This window comes from Streptomyces sp. CNT360 (assembly GCF_000424785.1).
Genome location: NZ_AUKO01000003.1, coordinates 185,508 through 200,680, shown reverse-complemented (window position 1 = coordinate 200,680; position 15,173 = coordinate 185,508). Strand labels below are relative to the sequence as shown.

The following is a 15,173-nucleotide window of genomic DNA, read 5'->3' as shown; positions in this document are numbered from 1 at the left end:
TGCAGCGAATGGCCGCAGCTAGGATGACACGGACCGGCCCGGACGGGAAGGCACCGCCCTCCGGCAGCCGGAGGACCCCGGCGCGGGCCGGGAGTCGGAGCGGAGCGGCGAAGGGGGAGGCGAGCGTGCCCACACTCGCGGACGTGGCCAAGGAGGCGGGCGTCTCCAAGGCCACCGCTTCACGTGCGATGGCGCGGCCCGAGATGGTCGCCGCCCCCACCAGGGAACGGGTACGAGCCGCCGCCGCACGCCTGGGCTTCCAGGCCAACCGCGCCGCCCGCGCCCTGACCACCGGGCGCACCGGCATGTTCGGCCTCATCGTCCCCACGCTGGCCAACCCGTTCTTCTCCCCGCTCGTCCTCGGCGCCCAGCAGGCCGCCGAGGAGACCGACAGCCATCTGCTGCTCGGGGTCTCCGAGTACGACGCCGAGCGCGAGGCGGCGCTCGCCCGGCGGCTCGGCGAACAGGCCGACGGCCTGGTCATGGTGGCCCCGGTCGGCAGCGACGCCGCACTCCGCGCCCAGGCCAGGGGACTCCCCCTGGTGCTGGTCGACCGCCGGGTGGGCAGACTGCCCTCGGTCGTCCTGGACACCGCCTCCGGTACCGCCGCCCTGGTGCGCCACCTCGCCGGACTGGGCCACCGCGAGATCGCCCACCTGTCCGGGCCGCCCGGCTCCTGGGCGGACGCCGCCCGTCGTACCGCCGCAGGGGACGAGGCCGCCCGGCACGGCGCGCGCCTGCGGACGCTGGGCCCGCTGCCCCCCACCTACGACTCCGGCGTGGCCGCCGCCGCCGACCTGCCCCGCCGCGTCACGGCCGTCGTCGCCTACAACAGCTTCCTCGCACTCGGTCTGCTGCACGGCCTCACCGCCCGCGGGCTGCGTGTTCCCGGCGACCTGAGCATCGCCGCCGCCGACGACCTCACCGCGCTGGGCGCCACCGACCCGCAGGTGACCGCGCTGGAGGTGCCGGTCGCCGAGGCAGGGGCGCTCGCCGTCTCCCGGCTGCTGGACGGCGCCGGGAGACGGCGCACGGCCACCACCGCGCTGCCCACCCGCCTGCGCCTCCGCAGCTCGACGGCCCCGCCCCCGGACTGACGCCGCCCTGCCGTCCGCCTCGCCCGACGGCCCGTGCGGGCGGGCTCTCACCGCGCCTTGGGGAAGGCGGACCGCAGCGCGGAGCCGCGCGTGACGCACGCGCCCCCGACGACGGGCAGCATGCACACCGTCTGCGCCACGGCGTACCAGAGCGGGCAGACGCCCGGGATCAGATCGACGCCGACGATCGCGACAGGCATGATCACGGCGAGGGTGCTCAGACGCTCGAACGCCCGCCGCGAGCCCCGGAAGGCGGCGAGGGCCATCCGGTGGAGCAGCACGGCGACCACGGGCAGCAGCACCCCCCGCACCCACATGAACGTGTTCACCGTGTGGCCGGTGCCCGCCACCGCCACGACCGCCACCAGGGCGGCGGCGCCGAGTACGCCGTACGCCGTGATGCCGGTCCGCACCGCGGTGAGGGCCCGTTGTGCGCGCGGATCGTCGAGAAGTGCGGACCCTGGTGTGGCCTGCCCGTTGGTTCCTGTCCTCGTTTCCATGCCCACCGACGCTAGGAAGCGCCCTGTCGGCCCGGTATCCGTCTGGGCGCACAGGTGGGTGGGGGTAGCCCCACTCCCCGGCCGGACAGGGCGGCGGCGGGCGGTACGCGGTGCACAGTGGGAGTACCGGACGGGGAGCGAGGGACAAGACGTGGAACAGCGGGGTTCGTTGCCGGCACGGGTCGGCGTCGGGTTCGTGCGGGCGTGCGCCGTGGTGGCCGTCACCATGCCCGTCCCGGCCGGGTGGGCCGCCGCCGTGGCGCTCGGCATCCGCTGGGGAGCGGACAACCCGTGGTCGTGGGTGGCGCCCCTGGTGCTGGTGGGCGTGGGCACCGTCGCCCTGGCCCGCCCGGTCTGCCGCACGGTCCGCTTCCTGGTCGCGAGATGGAGCGGCACCGTCGTGCCCGCCGGGTACCGGCAGGCCGAGCCCGTGGTGCGGATGTCCACCGGCTACTGGTGGAACGGCTACTCCTACGAGCGCACCCGCGCGGACGCCCTGAAGGACCAGAGGTGGCGGATCCGGTGGGGCGATCCGGCCACCTGGCGCGAGGTGCGGTTCGTCGGCATCGTGCCGCTCACCGCCGGCCTGGCCGCCGCCCTCCCGCCTGCCGGGTCGGCCGTGGCCTTCCTCGGACTCGCCGGGGTCCGGCCCGCTGCGCGCCTCCCCGGAGCACTCCTCGGGGTGCTCGGCCTGGCCGTGGCCGTCGCCTTCGCCCCGTACGCCTGGCGGCTGCTCGTGCCGGTGACCGTCCGCTTCCTGCGCCCGCCACCCGCGAGGGCGCTGGCCGACCGGGTCGAGGAGCTGACCGGGCAGCGCGCGGACGTGACGGTCGCCCAGGCGGCCGAGATCCGCCGGATCGAACGGGACCTGCACGACGGGGCGCAGGCCCGCCTGGTGGGGCTGGGGCTCTCCCTGGCGACCGCCGAGATGCTGCTGGAGACCGACCCGGAACAGGCCAGGGCCCTCATGCGGGACGCACGGGCGGGTGCCACCGCCTCGCTGGCCGAACTCCGCGAACTGGTCCGGGGGATCAGCCCGCCGGTGCTCACCGAACGGGGCCTCGCCGACGCCGTCCGCGCCCTCGCCCTGGACGCCCCCCTCGACGTGACCGTCGAAGCCCCCGGCACCCCGCTGCGCCTGGACGCGCCGATCGAGTCCGCCGTCTACTTCGGCGTCGCCGAACTGCTGACCAACGCAGTCAAGCACGCCCACGCCTCCCGTGCCCGCCTCACCCTCACGCGGGATGCCACCGGCCTCGTCGCCGAGGTCGAGGACGACGGCCGGGGCGGGGCCGAGGTGCGGGCCGGCGGCGGACTCGCGGGCCTGCGCCGCCGCCTCGCGGTCTTCGACGGCACCCTGGAGATCACCAGTCGGCCGGGCGGCCCGACCCGTGCCAGGATGACGGTGCCATGCGCATCGTCGTAGCCGAAGACCTCTACCTCCTGCGTGCCGGGATGGTCCGCCTGATCGAGGCGTGCGGGCACCAGGTGGTGGCGACGGCCGCCACCGGGCCCGAGACGCTCGACGCGCTCCTCACGTGGCGCCCCGACGTGTCCGTCATCGACGTCCGCATGCCGCCGGGCCAGTCCGACGAGGGGCTGCGGGCGGCCCTGGCGGCCCGCGCCGAGGTGCCCGGACTGCCGGTCCTCATCCTCTCCCAGCACGTCGAACAGCTCTATGCGCGGGAGTTGCTGGCCGACGGCTCTGGCGGCGTCGGCTACCTGCTCAAGGAGAGCGTGTTCGACGCCGACCAGTTCTTCGGCGCCCTCGAACGCGTCGCGGGCGGCGGCACGGCCATGGACCCGGCGGTCATCGCCAAGCTGCTCGCCGGCACCCCCGCCCGCGGACCGGCCCGGCTCACCGAGCGCGAGCACTCCGTGCTGGAGCTCATGGCGGAGGGGCTGTCCAACCAGGCCATCGGGCGTCGCCTCTTCCTCAGCGAGAGCGCGGTGAGCAAGTACACCACCTCGCTGTTCGGCAAGCTCGGCATCGCCGCCGACGACGACACCAACCGCCGCGTCCGCGCCGTCCTCACCTACCTGAACACCTGCTAGCGGCCCGCGGCGAGGCGCGCGAGGCGGTCCCTCAGCCGTGCGGGGCGCCGGCACCGGGGCGCTCGGCTGCGAGCAGGGCGGTCAGCGGGTCGTCGGCAGGCAGCAGGGCGGCGACCTCGGCGGCGGTGGGGCAGGTGGCCGGGCCCCGGCGGGTCACGGCGACGGACGCCGCCACGTTGGCCCCGCGCGCCGCGTCCCGCGGTCCTGCGCCGCGGCCCAGCAGCGCGAGGAAGGCGCCGACATGGGCGTCCCCCGCACCGTTGCTGTCGACGGCTTCCACGGGCCGGCCCGGGACGTGGACGGTGCCGCCGTCACCGGCAGCCAGCCAGCAGCCGTCCGCGTCCCCGCGCACCACGACCCCGGCGCCCGGTCGCAGCCGGTCCGCCAGCTCCCCGGCGGCGGCCGCCCCGTCGGACAGGCCGCACAGCAGCCGGGCCTCCCGCCGGTTGCAGCTCAGCCAGTCCGTACGGGAGAGCACGCGGGCCAGCCGGTCCGGCTCGATGTCCGCGACGAGCGGCCCCGGATCCAGGCACAGGGTGACACCTGCCGGAAGGGCGGCGGCGCACTCGGTGAGCCGGTCGGCCGACCCCGAGTAGGCCAGCCCGTACCCGGAGAGCTGCACCACGTCGCCCGGGCGCGGCTGCGCGGCCAGCTCCCTCGCCCCAGCGGCGCCCACCTGTCCCTCGGCACCCGTCGTGGTGACGAAGGTGCGCTCGCCGTCCGCGTCGACCAGGGCCACGCAGTACCCGGTGTCGCAGTCGGTGCGCGGCGGCAGCAGCACCTCGACGCCCTCGGCGGCGAGGGCCGCGCGCACCAGATCGCCGAACGGCCCGGTGCCGTGCCCGCCCCCGTACACGGCGGGCAGCCCCATCCGGCGGGCCGCCGCCAGCACGTTGAAGCCGCCGCCGGCGGTCTGCGCGGCGTGCGAGGCGAGAACGTCGCCGCCCCGCTCGGGCAGGTGCGGTACGCGCAGCACCATGTCGACGATCACGCTGCCGGCCAGAATCAGCTTCGCCGTCATCGGCCCGCTCCTTCCTCGGTGGCCGCGCGGGGCGCCGGCTTGGTGGCCGTGGAGGTCCCGTCGCCCTTTCCGCGGGCTGCGGGCACGTCCGGCTCCCGCTCGGCATCGGCCTCCCGTGCGCTCCGTGCCGCCTCCGCGCTCACCGCACGGTCCAGCGGGTGCAGCAGGCTGTAGACCACGGCCGCCACCACGAAGGTCACCACCCAGCCGAGCCCGTTGGTACCCAGCCAGCTGTGCGACCAGGGCCCGGAGAACCACACGTCGGTGTCGCTGGTCTTCGCCTCGGTCAGCAGCAGCCCCGTCACGATCGCCACCGCCCAGGCCGCACACGCCGACCAGGCGAACCCGCCGTCGTACCAGTAGCGGCCCGCACGGCCCGGCGCCATCAGCGCGTCCGCGTCGTAGGAGCGGCGGCGCAGCATGTCGACGGCGAAGACGCCGACCCACGCGGTGATGGGCACCGCCAGCAGCGTCAGGAAGGTGGTGAAGGGGCCGTAGAAGTCGCCCGCGACCAGCATGAAGTAGATGCCGCCCGCGAAGGTGAGCACGATGTCCAGGCCGACGGCGACCGTGCGCCTGGCGCGTACGCCGAGCGTGACGAGGGTCAGCCCCGCCGAGTACACCGACAGGTGGTTGGACAGCAGCAGCCCGCCGAACGCGGCGATCAGGTACGGCACCGACATCCACGACGGCAGCATCCCGTCGATGGCGGCCACCGGATCGGACGCGGCAGCCAGCGAGGGGTCACCGGCCGACAGCAGCGAACCCAGCGAGATCAGCAGCACCAGGGGGATGCCCGCGCCCCACGCGGAGGCCAGCACGAGCCTGCCGCCCGGCAACCCGCGCGGCAGGTAACGGGCGTAGTCGGCACCGGCGTTGGCCCAGCCGATACCGGTGCCGGCGGCGATCACGCCGACACCCGCGACGACCGCGCTCAGCGGCGCGGCGGGCGCGGCCGCGACCTTCGTCCAGTCGACGGTCGCCACCAGGAACCCCATCACCAGCAGGTTCAGCAGCCCGAACACATAGGTGGCCCACCTGTTGATCCACATGATGGTGGCGTGCCCCAGGCCGCTGATCAGCAGCGTGCAGGTGATGAAGACCAGCAGGCACACCACGGTGAGCACCGTGTTGTGCGGGGCGCCGAAGACGATGCCCAGCAGGGAGAGCAGCGCGTAGGCGGCGGTGGTCGTGTTGACCGTCTCCCAGCCGACCCGGCTCAGCCAGGTCACCAGCGTGGGCCCGGTGTTGCCGCGCCGCCCGAAGACCGCACGCGACAGCGTCAGGGCGGGCGCCCCGCCCCGCTTCCCCGCGATGCTCAACGCGCCCACCAGCGCGAACGAGCCGAACGCGCCGATCACGGCCACGAGGACCGCCTGCCAGATGTTCAGCCCACGGAACGCGACCAGCGTCGCACCGAGCGGCAGCCCCAGCAGCGAGATGTTCGCCGCGAACCAGGTCCAGAACATCTGGCCCGCGTGACCGTGCCGTTCGGCGTCCGGCACCGGCTCGATGCCGCGCGTCTCCACGGTGCCGACCAGCTCACTCCTCTTCGAGTCAGCCATGGCCCGACCTCCTTGTCCGGCGAGAGGCGGGGAGCTGGGCTCCCCGCGTGGCTGAGGAGCGCACTCCTCGGAACGTGCGGCCCGCGAGGGCGGCCGCACCTGGTGACGGACCGGCCAGGACCCGGCCCCTCGGACCCGCCACCGCACGGCAGAGCCCCGGGCCGCCCGCGCCGGGCACACGGGGAAGGCACCCCGCCCTGATCCGCTCAGGACCGGCCTGCGCCTTCCTGGTGCGCAGCGGGGTGGTGTGCTGCGGATTGGCATGTGCCGCCCTGGTGCGCTGCGGGGTGGTGTGTACCGCCTTGGTGTGGTGCGGGGTGGCGCGTCCGTGCCCGACGTGGTGCGGGGTGGCGCGTCCGTGCCTGGTGTGCTGCGGGGTGGCGCAACCGCCCCCGGCGTGCTGCGGGTCGGTGCTCCCGTGCCTGGTGTGCTGCGGGTCGACGTGCGGCTCTCCGGCGTGCTGCGGATCGGTGCTTCCGGCCCTGGCGTGCCGCGGATCGGCGCTCTCGGCCTCGGTGTGCTGCGGGGTGGCGCAACCGACCCCGGCATGCTGCGGATCGGTGCTCCCGTGCCTGGTGTGCTGCGGGTCGACGTGCGGCTCTCCGGCGTGCTGCGGATCGGTGCTTCCGGCCCTGGCGTGCCGCGGATCGGCGCTCTCGGCCCTGGTGTGCTGCGGGTCGACTTGCGGCCCCCCGGCGTGCTGCGGTCCGCCGTGTCCCGGGCCGCCCTCGACCGGCCTGGTCTCCCTCGTCGGCCCGGTCCTCCCGCCCGGTCGGCATCGCCCGCCGGGCCCCGTCCGCCCGGCGGGCCCCGTCCGCCCGGCGGGCTCCGCGACGGCCCGGGGCGCGCGGCGGGGTGGGTGGGGACGGCCGCGGACGGTGGCCGGTGCCGCGCGGCGGGGCCTCATTCCGTGCCGCATTCCGTGCCGCGCAGGGCGAGCAGGCGGGAGGCCAGCGGCTCCAGGTGGAGGCCGTTGACCGTCCGCAGCGTGTCCACGGCGTGGGCCGGCAGCCCCCTCAGGCCGGCCACGGCACCGGCGACGGCGCCGACCAGGGCGCCGATCGTGTCGCAGTCGCCGCCGAGGTTGGCGGCCAGCAGGCAGGCCCGCCACGGGTCGTCCCCGGCCAGGGTGAGGACGGCGAAGGCCGCCGGCACCGACTCCTGGCTGGCGACGCTCGTGCCGATCAGCTCGCTGATCACCGTCACGGCCCTGCCCTCGGGCAGCCCGGCCACCGTGCGCCGGGCCCAGCGGATGCGGGCCGCGATGTCGGCGCCCGCCACCCAGTGCCCGCGCCCGGCGCCCGCCTGCGCGGCGCTCTCGGCCCTGTCCATGGCCTCCGGCAGCGAGGCCCCGTCCACGGCGCTGCTCACCGCGGCGGCCACGGCAGCGGCCCCGGCGATGCCGATCGTGGTGTCGTGGGTGACCTGGCAGGACTCCACGACCCGGTCGAGGAAGGCCGCCTGGGACCGGAGGGGCGTGGCCACGCCGACGGGGGTGACGCGCATGGCGGCCCCGTTGGTCGTCCCGGACCTGCCCGCCTCGGCGACGGGCACGCCGCGGGTGACCGCGTCCAGCGCCGCCTTGGTCGAGGGCCCCAGCAGGTCCAGCGAACCCTTCGCCTTCATGCCCGCCTCCCACTCCAGCAGGGCGCGGGCGAACTTCTCGGGGTCGATGTGGCCGCCGCCGTCGGTCAGGAGGTCGCCCACGACGAGGGCCTGCTCGGTGTCGTCGGTGACGCTCCCGGCGGGCAGCCCGGCCGCCACCGGGTTGTCGGGCGGTCCCGCCTCGAAGCCGGTGACCTCACCGAAGCGGGCGGCGATGGCGGGGCGGGACATGATCTGGGTGGGCATGCCGAGCGCGTCGCCCAGGGCCAGCCCGTAGAGGGCGCCCAGCGCGCGGTCGGTGGTGGGAGGGTGCGGGTCGTGCATGGGGCCGCTGTCCTTGTCGGTCGTGCTGTGCTGTGCCGGTGGCCGTCGGGCCGCTGGCCGTCGGTGGCCGCCTGCCGTGTCAGGATGCGTCGCCGAAGCTGGTGCGCAGTTCGAAGCGGGCGGGATCCAGCAGGCTGACCACGTGTTCGAGGACCGCCCCGGTGGGGGAGCGCCCGATGCGGGTGACGCGCAGGAACGAGGTGCCCGGCGGTCGCCGCAGTTGCTCCGCGTCCGCCGCGTCCAGCGGTACGGCGGTGGCGCGCTGTTCCCCGGAGGCCACCATGAGACCGGCCGCGGCGAGCGTGGCGGTCAGTGACCCGTCGAGCAGGCCGGTACGCGGAACGTCCGCCAGCCCCGGGTACAGCGGCACACGGCTGCGTTCGAGGGAGACGCGGGATCCGTCCAGGGCCCGCATCCGGTCGACGGCCAGGAAGCGCTCGTCCTCCAGGGCGAGCGCGTCCCGCAGGGCCCGGTCGTGCACCAGTTCCAGCCGCAGCACCGTCGTCTGCGGGCGTACGCCGCCCTGTTCCCGCAACGACTGTTTCCAGCCGTGCCGGTTGTCCAAAGGCGCCCCGTCGAAGCTGACGAAGGAGCCGATGCCGGGGTGGGTGCGCACCAGTCCTTCCTCGGCGAGGGAGCGCAGGGCGGCGCGCACGGTCGAGCGGCTCACCGAGAACCGCTCGGTCAGTGCGTGTTCGCCCGGCAGCCTGCTCCCGTCGGGCAGGGAGCCGCCCCGGATCTCCCGGCTCAGGATGCGGGCCACCCGGTGGTGCTTGCGTGCCTGTTCGGACATGTCCGCACCGTACGCATACCTGTCTGCACCTGTCTGTTCCGTGGGTCACACCGGTCGCCACGCCACGGAGGGCGGTGCGGGTACGGGTACCGGGGCGCGGCGCGGGCGGGTGGCGCCGGTTAAGCTCGGTCGATGAGCAGCAGCGAGATCGAGCAGGCCGGGGCGTCCGTGCGGGCGGAGCTGGGCGCGTTGCGGGACAGCATCGACAACATCGACGCGGCCGTGGTGCACATGCTGGCGGAGCGGTTCAAGTGCACCCAGCGTGTCGGCCGGCTCAAGGCGGACCACGACCTGCCCCCGGCCGATCCGGCCCGTGAGGCCCGGCAGATCGAGCGGCTCCGTGCCCTCGCCAAGGACGCCAAGCTCGACCCGGCCTTCGCCGAGAAGTTGCTGAACTTCATCATCGCCGAGGTCATCCGCCACCACGAGCAGATCGCCGACGGCGTCCCGTTGGGCGAGGCCGGCGACACCGTCGGGGCGGACTGAGCCCGCGCGGGCCCCGTCAGTAGCTCGGCTCGGCGGGCGGAGCGAACAGCCCGGTGCGGGTGAGCGCCATCACCCCGAGAGCGACGAGCCCGACCCAGAGCAGGATGATCAGGAAGCGCCCCGTCGGGTTCTGCCAGTTGAGGACGTGGCGGTTCTGATGGAAGCCCTTCCGGGGATTGCGCTTGAACAGCGGCTCGTTCGGATCCATGCACCGGACCCTACGCCGGACGGGGCGTGCGGGGCCGGGCGTCACCGGTGCAGGCTGCTCGTCGGCGGCGCGGTCCACCTCGGGGCAGTGGGCCGCCTCTTGGCGGCGGCCCGCATCCCGGCAGGAAGCCGCCCCTCAGCAGTCCTCCTCGCCGAGGCGGTGCACCCGCACCAGGTTGGTGGAGCCGGGCACACTCGGCGGCGAACCTGCGGTGATGATGACCAGGTCACCGCGGTCGCAGTGGCCCAGCTTCAGCAGCATCTCGTCGACCTGGTCGACCATCTCGTCCGTGGTCTGCACCGTCGGCCCGAGGAAGCTGCGCACGCCCCAGGTGAGGTTGAGCTGCGCACGGGTCGCCTGGTCGGGCGTGAAGGCCAGCACCGGGATGGGGGAGCGGTAGCGGGCCAGCCGCCGGACCGTGTCGCCGGACTGGGTGAAGGCCACCAGGAACTTGGCTCCCAGGAAGTCGCCCATCTCCGCGGCGGCACGGGCCACCGCACCGCCCTGGGTACGCGGCTTGCTGGACTCGGTCAGCGGCGGCAGCCCCTTGGCGAGCATCTCCTCCTCCGCCGCCTCCACGATCCGGCCCATCGTGTGCACCGTCTCCGTCGGGTACTTGCCCACGCTGGTCTCACCCGAGAGCATCACCGCGTCCGTGCCGTCCATCACGGCGTTGGCCACGTCCGAGGCCTCGGCGCGCGTCGGGCGGGAGGCGTCGATCATCGAGTCCAGCATCTGCGTCGCCACGATCACCGGCTTGGCGTTGCGGCGGCACAGCTTGACGGCGCGCTTCTGCACCAACGGCACCTGCTCCAGCGGCATTTCCACGCCCAGATCCCCGCGCGCCACCATGATGCCGTCGAACGCGTCGACGATCGACTCCAGGTTGGCCACTGCCTGCGGCTTCTCCACCTTGGCCAGGACGGGCAGCCACCGGCCCTCCTCCGCCATGACGCGGTGCACGTCCTTGATGTCGTGCCCGCTGCGCACGAAGGACAGCGCGATCATGTCGGCGCCGGTGCGCAGCGCCCAGCGCAGATCCGCCACGTCCTTCTCGGACAGCGCGGGCACCGAGACGGCGACACCGGGCAGGTTGAGGCCCTTGTGGTCGGAGACCGTGCCGCCCTCGACGACCAGGGTGTGGACGACCGCGCCCTCCACGCGGGTGACCTCCAGGGTGACCCGGCCGTCGTCCACCAGGATCCGCTCCCCGGCGGTCACATCGGCAGCCAGCCCCTCGTACGTCGTCCCGCACCGGGAGCGGTCGCCCTCGACGTCCTCGACGGTGATGGCGAATTCGTCGCCCCGTTCAAGGAGTACAGGCCCTTCGCGGAAACGGCCCAGCCGAATCTTCGGGCCTTGAAGGTCGGCGAGTACGCCGACATTCCGCTGCGTGTCCTCGGACGCGGCGCGGACCCGGTGGTAACGCTCCTCGTGCTCGGCGTGCGTGCCGTGACTCATGTTGAACCGGGCGACGTCCATACCGGCCTCGACGAGCGTCTTGATCTGCTCGTACGAGTCGGTCGACGGTCCCAAAGTGCTGACGATCTTTGCTCGGCGCATACCTCGACCTTACGAGTTACCCGCGCGTACACGACCGTCGCCCGGCAATTGTCCAACCCGCCTTTACCGAAAGGACATTGATTCCCGAGGACAACTCATAAAGTGGGCGCCCGCTCGCTCTGATGAGCGCCCCCTTTCGTCACTCTTTCCCCCTCCGTCTCCTCAACCGAGACGCGGCGCACTCATCACGAAACGCGCGTTCACCTGTGCGTGCACCGTCTGCCGCTGCGGCTCCAGGTCGAGCTCCGGCGGCGGCCCGGCCGGACCCCCGTACCCGCGCATCACACCGCCCGGCGCGGCCGGCATCGGCGGCGGCGCCGCGTTCTCCGCGCCCAGATCGGCCAGCTCCACCAGCGCCACCAGCCCGGCACCCAACGCCTCCGCGTACTCCCGGGCCCGCGTCACGGCCTCCCGCACCGCCTGCTGCCGCGCCTCACGATGCGCCGGCGACTCCCGCCACAGCCCCCACCAGGGACCCCGCACCTGCGTCAGCTCCAGATCACCCAGGCGCGAGGTCAGCTCCCCCAGCGCCGTGAAGTCGGTGACCGTCGCGTTCAGCCGCACCCGCCCCGTATAGGCGTGCACCCGCTCCCGGCGCGACTTGTCGCTCATCTCCGGCTGCACACTGAACGTGCCCGTCGACAGCTTCTCCACCGCCTCGCCGTAACTCCTGATCAACTCCAGAGCCGCCGAGTTGCGCCGCGTCAGGTCCTCCAGCGCGGCCCGCCGGTCCGTGCCCCGCGCCGAGACCGTCACATCGATCCGCGCGTACTCCGGGTCGAACTCCAAGCTCGCCTCCCCGCGCACCGCCACCCGCGGCGCCTCCGGCGTGCCGTAGGGGAGGGCCCCCGCAGCGGGGTCGGAACCGGGGTCCTGCCCGGCACCGTGGGCAGGAGAAGGCGGCGGAGAGGGCAGCGGGGGAGTACCGGGTATCTCAGTCATACGCTCACTGTGGCAGACCGCCGCCCCGGCGCCGGAACCCCCGAACCGCCCCCGTGCAGTCCGAACGTCGTGAATGCCGTACGCCGCGGCAGCGGATAGCACTCCCGCCCCGTCACCGCGTTGAGGATCACCGCACTGCGATGCGCGGCCAACCCCAGATCCGGGGCGCCCACCCCGTGCGTGTGCCGCTCCGCGTTCTGCACGAACACCGAACCGGTCACCGCCGGATCCAGCACCAGCCGGAACTCCTCGTCCACCAACGGCCGCCCCGCCCCGTCCCGCCGCAGACACCCCTCCAGGGCCGCCAGCAGCCCCTCCGACGAGCGCTCCGCATACCCCGTCGCCAGCACCACCGCATCCGTCGTCAGACCCGCCCGCGCTCCCTGCTCGGCATGGTCCAGCAGCAGCCGCAACCGCCCCGAATCCAGCCGCTCCGCCCCGCAGACAGACACCCCCGGAGTGAGCACCGCGTCCGGCCAGCCCCCCTCCGCGGACAGCGCCCGGTGATACAGCTCCTCGTGCACCGCCGCCAGCGTCTCCGCGTCCACCGCCTTGTGCAACTGCCACTGGCGCGGCAACAACCCGTCCCGGACGCGCTCCGGAAGACCGTGGAAGTACCGGGTGTAGTCCGGAGTGAAGTGCTCCAGCCCCAGCTTGCTGTACTCCATCGGCGCGAACGCCGCACTCCGCGTCAGCCAGTGCAGCCCCTCCCGGCCCGCCGGACGCCGACGCAGCAGATCCAGAAAGACCTCCGCACCCGACTGCCCCGAACCGACCACCGTCACATGCCCGGCTGCCGACAACTCCTGACGGTGCGCCAGGTAGTCGGCCGAATGACAGACCCGCACCGACGGGGAAGAGGCCAGCGGCCGCAACACCTCCGGCACATACGGCGCCGTACCGATACCCAGCACCAAGTGGCGCGCGTACGACCTGCCCAGCGCCTCCGCCTCACCCCGCGCATCCAGCCGCGTGAAGTCGACCTCGAACAGCTCCCGCCCCGCGTTCCAGCGCACCGCATCCACCTGATGCCCGAAGTGCAGCCCGGGAACGCCCTCGCTCACCCACCGGCAGTACGCGTCGTACTCCGCCCGCTCGATGTGGAACCGCTCCGCGAAGTAGAACGGGAACAACCGCTCCCGCTCCCGCAGGAACCGCAGGAACGACCACTCGCTCGCCGGGTCCGCCAACGTCACCAGATCCGCCAGGAACGGCACCTGAAGCGTCGCCCCCTCGATCAACAGGCCCGGATGCCAGCGGAAGGAGGACCGCTGCTCGAAGAAGGCCGCCCGCAGACCCGGCACCCCCTGCCCCAGCGCCGCCAACGACAGATTGAACGGGCCGATGCCCACCCCCGCCACATCCAGCGGCTCCTCCGCGTTCGCGACCCGCATGCGCGCAGCCTCCCTCTCCGCCTCCTCGACGTTCCTCACGCGCCCGCCCCCTTCCGCACAGCGCCCGCACACGCGTCCCCCGAGGGCTCCTCCACGGCCTCCTGCACGGCCTCCTCCACCAGCTTCAACAGCACCTCAAGATCACTCGGCCGCACCAGCGGATTGAGCAGCGTCACCTTCCACCACAACCGCCCGCCCAGCGACGCACGGCCCAGCACCGCCTGGCCCCGCTCCAGCAACCGCCTGCGCACCCCCGCCACCAACGCGTCGTCCCCGCCGACCGGGCGGAAGACCACCGTGGAGACCGACGGCCGCGCGAACAACTCGAACCGCCCCCCGCGCGCCACCACCCGGTCCGCCAGCTCCTCCGCCGCCGCACACGTCCGCTCCACCAGACGCGCCATCCCCGCACGCCCCAACGCCCGCCACGTCACCGCCACCTTCAGCACGTCCGGCCGCCGCGTCGTACGCAGCGAACGCCCCAGCAGATCCGGCAGCCCCGCCTCCGTGTCGTCGTCCGCGTTCAGATAGTCGGCGCAGTGCTCCAGCGGGCGCAGCGCCGCCCCGTGCGGAACGGCCAGGAACCCCGCCGCCACCGGCTGCCAACCCAGCTTGTGCAGATCGAACGTCACACTGTCCGCCTGCTCCACACCCGCCAGCCGCCCCCGCAACCGGCCACTGAACAACAGCGGCCCGCCGTACGCCGCATCCACGTGCAGCCGCGCACCATGACGCCGCGCCACCGCAGCCAGTTCCGCCGTCGGATCGAGCGCCCCGGTATCCGTCGTCCCCGCCGTCGCCACCACCACAGCCGACTCCCCCTCCAGCCCCCGCAGCGCCACCTCCAGCGCCGCGGGCTCCAGCACCCCGCGCGGCGTCGGCACCACCAGGGGCGGCACCATCCCCAGCAGCCACGCCGAACGGTGCACACTGTGGTGCGCGTTCGCCCCGCACACCACCCGCACCTGCCCGCCGGCCGCCCTGGCCGCCTCCCGCGCCAGCAGCAGACCCACCTGGTTCGCCTCCGTACCCCCGGTGGTCACCAGCGCATCCGCCGCCCCGGCACCGCCACCGGCCGCACCCGGAAACACCAGCCCCGCCAACTCGCGGCACACCAAGGCCTCCAGCTCCGAAGCCGCCGGCGCCTGATCCCACGAGTCCATCGACGGATTCAGCGCACTGGCCGCCACATCCGCCGCCACCGCCACCGCCAGCGGCGGACAGTGCAGATGCGCCGCACACAGCGGATCCGCCGGATCCGCCGCCCCCGCCGCCACCACCCCCACCAGCACGTCCAACGCCTCCCGCGCCGCACCGGCACCCCCGCCCTCAGCAGGCAGCACCGCCCCCGCCGCCGCCCGCACCCGCGCGGCCACCTCCTGCGGACCACCCCGCGGCAACGGGCCGCCCCGCTCCACCGCACCCCGCTCCAACGCGGCCAGCACCGCCTCCACCAAAGGGCGGAGCGCCGCAGAACCCGCGGCTCCCCCCGCCAGCAGACCCCCCTCACCGACACCGCCCGGCTCACCACCGGGGGCATCGTCGTGCAGGCCATCGACGGTGAACACAGACATACGGGCTTCCTCGGTACACGGCGGCCGGCGAACCCACCGGCGGACG

At 74.1% G+C, this 15,173-nt stretch carries 14 protein-coding genes; 4 read left to right on the top strand and 10 right to left on the bottom strand.

From position 1 onward, the window contains the following. The first annotated feature begins 125 nt into the window (after positions 1-125). Positions 126-1,097 (top strand): LacI family DNA-binding transcriptional regulator, encoded by a 972-nt coding sequence (locus tag H297_RS0108280; RefSeq protein ID WP_027736655.1) that lies wholly within the window; start codon positions 126-128, stop codon positions 1,095-1,097. Positions 1,098-1,144: 47 nt separating this feature from the next. Here the strand turns inward: H297_RS0108280 and H297_RS0108275 are convergent, their stop codons facing one another. After that, positions 1,145-1,597 (bottom strand): hypothetical protein, encoded by a 453-nt coding sequence (locus tag H297_RS0108275; RefSeq protein ID WP_037793510.1) that lies wholly within the window; start codon positions 1,595-1,597, stop codon positions 1,145-1,147. Between the two features lie 151 nt (positions 1,598-1,748). Here H297_RS0108275 and H297_RS0108270 point away from each other — a divergent pair, with 151 nt between their 5' ends. Together H297_RS0108270 and H297_RS0108265 are read left to right on the top strand one after the other, a co-directional pair. Continuing rightward, positions 1,749-3,023: a sensor histidine kinase gene (locus tag H297_RS0108270; RefSeq protein ID WP_027736653.1), complete on the top strand. Its 1,275-nt coding sequence runs from the start codon at positions 1,749-1,751 to the stop codon at positions 3,021-3,023. Further along, positions 3,008-3,652: a response regulator transcription factor gene (locus H297_RS0108265; protein WP_027736652.1), complete on the top strand. Its 645-nt coding sequence runs from the start codon at positions 3,008-3,010 to the stop codon at positions 3,650-3,652. Before H297_RS0108270 ends, H297_RS0108265 begins: the two co-directional genes overlap by 16 nt. Positions 3,653-3,683: 31 nt before the next feature. Here the strand turns inward: H297_RS0108265 and H297_RS35245 are convergent, their stop codons facing one another. From H297_RS35245 to H297_RS0108245, 4 genes are all read right to left on the bottom strand, one after another. After that, positions 3,684-4,673, bottom strand: coding sequence for a PfkB family carbohydrate kinase (locus tag H297_RS35245; RefSeq protein WP_051351658.1), 990 nt, complete (start codon positions 4,671-4,673; stop codon positions 3,684-3,686). Next, on the bottom strand, positions 4,670-6,238 hold the full coding sequence (locus H297_RS35240) for a purine-cytosine permease family protein (protein ID WP_486589447.1): 1,569 nt from the start codon (positions 6,236-6,238) through the stop codon (positions 4,670-4,672). Before H297_RS35240 ends, H297_RS35245 begins: the two co-directional genes overlap by 4 nt. A 903-nt stretch (positions 6,239-7,141) precedes the next feature. Beyond that, on the bottom strand, positions 7,142-8,167 hold the full coding sequence (locus tag H297_RS0108250; RefSeq protein ID WP_027736651.1) for an ADP-ribosylglycohydrolase family protein: 1,026 nt from the start codon (positions 8,165-8,167) through the stop codon (positions 7,142-7,144). Between the two features lie 79 nt (positions 8,168-8,246). Next, positions 8,247-8,960 carry a GntR family transcriptional regulator gene (locus tag H297_RS0108245; RefSeq protein WP_027736650.1) on the bottom strand — a complete coding sequence of 238 codons (714 nt, stop codon included), beginning with the start codon at positions 8,958-8,960 and terminating at the stop codon, positions 8,247-8,249. A 132-nt stretch (positions 8,961-9,092) separates the two neighbouring features. Between H297_RS0108245 and H297_RS0108240 the strand changes: the two genes are divergently transcribed. After that, positions 9,093-9,446, top strand: a complete 354-nt coding sequence (locus H297_RS0108240; protein WP_027736649.1) for a chorismate mutase — start codon at positions 9,093-9,095, stop codon at positions 9,444-9,446. Between the two features lie 16 nt (positions 9,447-9,462). Here H297_RS0108240 and H297_RS0108235 read toward each other — a convergent pair whose 3' ends face one another. The 5 genes from H297_RS0108235 to H297_RS35230 form a co-directional block, all read right to left on the bottom strand. Further along, the gene (locus tag H297_RS0108235; protein WP_027736648.1) at positions 9,463-9,654 is read right to left on the bottom strand and encodes a hypothetical protein; all 192 of its coding nucleotides are present in this window, start codon (positions 9,652-9,654) and stop codon (positions 9,463-9,465) included. A gap of 135 nt (positions 9,655-9,789) precedes the next feature. Continuing rightward, positions 9,790-11,217, bottom strand: coding sequence for a pyruvate kinase (pyk, locus tag H297_RS0108230; RefSeq protein WP_027736647.1), 1,428 nt, complete (start codon positions 11,215-11,217; stop codon positions 9,790-9,792). Positions 11,218-11,379: 162 nt separating this feature from the next. Next, on the bottom strand, positions 11,380-12,159 hold the full coding sequence (locus H297_RS35235; RefSeq protein WP_078513846.1) for an SIMPL domain-containing protein: 780 nt from the start codon (positions 12,157-12,159) through the stop codon (positions 11,380-11,382). Continuing rightward, entirely contained in the window at positions 12,156-13,553 is a 1,398-nt protein-coding gene (locus H297_RS0108220; RefSeq protein WP_027736646.1) for a SidA/IucD/PvdA family monooxygenase, read from the bottom strand. Before H297_RS0108220 ends, H297_RS35235 begins: the two co-directional genes overlap by 4 nt. Positions 13,554-13,588: 35 nt before the next feature. Then, positions 13,589-15,127, bottom strand: coding sequence for an aminotransferase class V-fold PLP-dependent enzyme (locus H297_RS35230; RefSeq protein ID WP_078513845.1), 1,539 nt, complete (start codon positions 15,125-15,127; stop codon positions 13,589-13,591). Positions 15,128-15,173: the final 46 nt, after the last annotated feature.

Excerpts from the sequence above, each read along its gene's own strand:
- H297_RS0108250 (WP_027736651.1), bottom strand. The coding sequence starts at position 8,167 with ATGCACGACCCGCACCCTCCCACCACCGACCGCGCGCTGGGCGCCCTC.
- H297_RS0108275 (WP_037793510.1), bottom strand. The coding sequence starts at position 1,597 with ATGGAAACGAGGACAGGAACCAACGGGCAGGCCACACCAGGGTCCGCA.
- H297_RS0108245 (WP_027736650.1), bottom strand. The coding sequence starts at position 8,960 with ATGTCCGAACAGGCACGCAAGCACCACCGGGTGGCCCGCATCCTGAGC.
- pyk (WP_027736647.1), bottom strand. The coding sequence starts at position 11,217 with ATGCGCCGAGCAAAGATCGTCAGCACTTTGGGACCGTCGACCGACTCG.
- H297_RS0108220 (WP_027736646.1), bottom strand. The coding sequence starts at position 13,553 with ATGCGGGTCGCGAACGCGGAGGAGCCGCTGGATGTGGCGGGGGTGGGC.
- H297_RS35235 (WP_078513846.1), bottom strand. The coding sequence starts at position 12,159 with ATGACTGAGATACCCGGTACTCCCCCGCTGCCCTCTCCGCCGCCTTCT.
- H297_RS35245 (WP_051351658.1), bottom strand. The coding sequence starts at position 4,673 with ATGACGGCGAAGCTGATTCTGGCCGGCAGCGTGATCGTCGACATGGTG.
- H297_RS35230 (WP_078513845.1), bottom strand. The coding sequence starts at position 15,127 with ATGTCTGTGTTCACCGTCGATGGCCTGCACGACGATGCCCCCGGTGGT.
- H297_RS35240 (WP_486589447.1), bottom strand. The coding sequence starts at position 6,238 with ATGGCTGACTCGAAGAGGAGTGAGCTGGTCGGCACCGTGGAGACGCGC.
- H297_RS0108240 (WP_027736649.1), top strand. The coding sequence starts at position 9,093 with ATGAGCAGCAGCGAGATCGAGCAGGCCGGGGCGTCCGTGCGGGCGGAG.
- H297_RS0108265 (WP_027736652.1), top strand. The coding sequence starts at position 3,008 with ATGCGCATCGTCGTAGCCGAAGACCTCTACCTCCTGCGTGCCGGGATG.
- H297_RS0108235 (WP_027736648.1), bottom strand. The coding sequence starts at position 9,654 with ATGGATCCGAACGAGCCGCTGTTCAAGCGCAATCCCCGGAAGGGCTTC.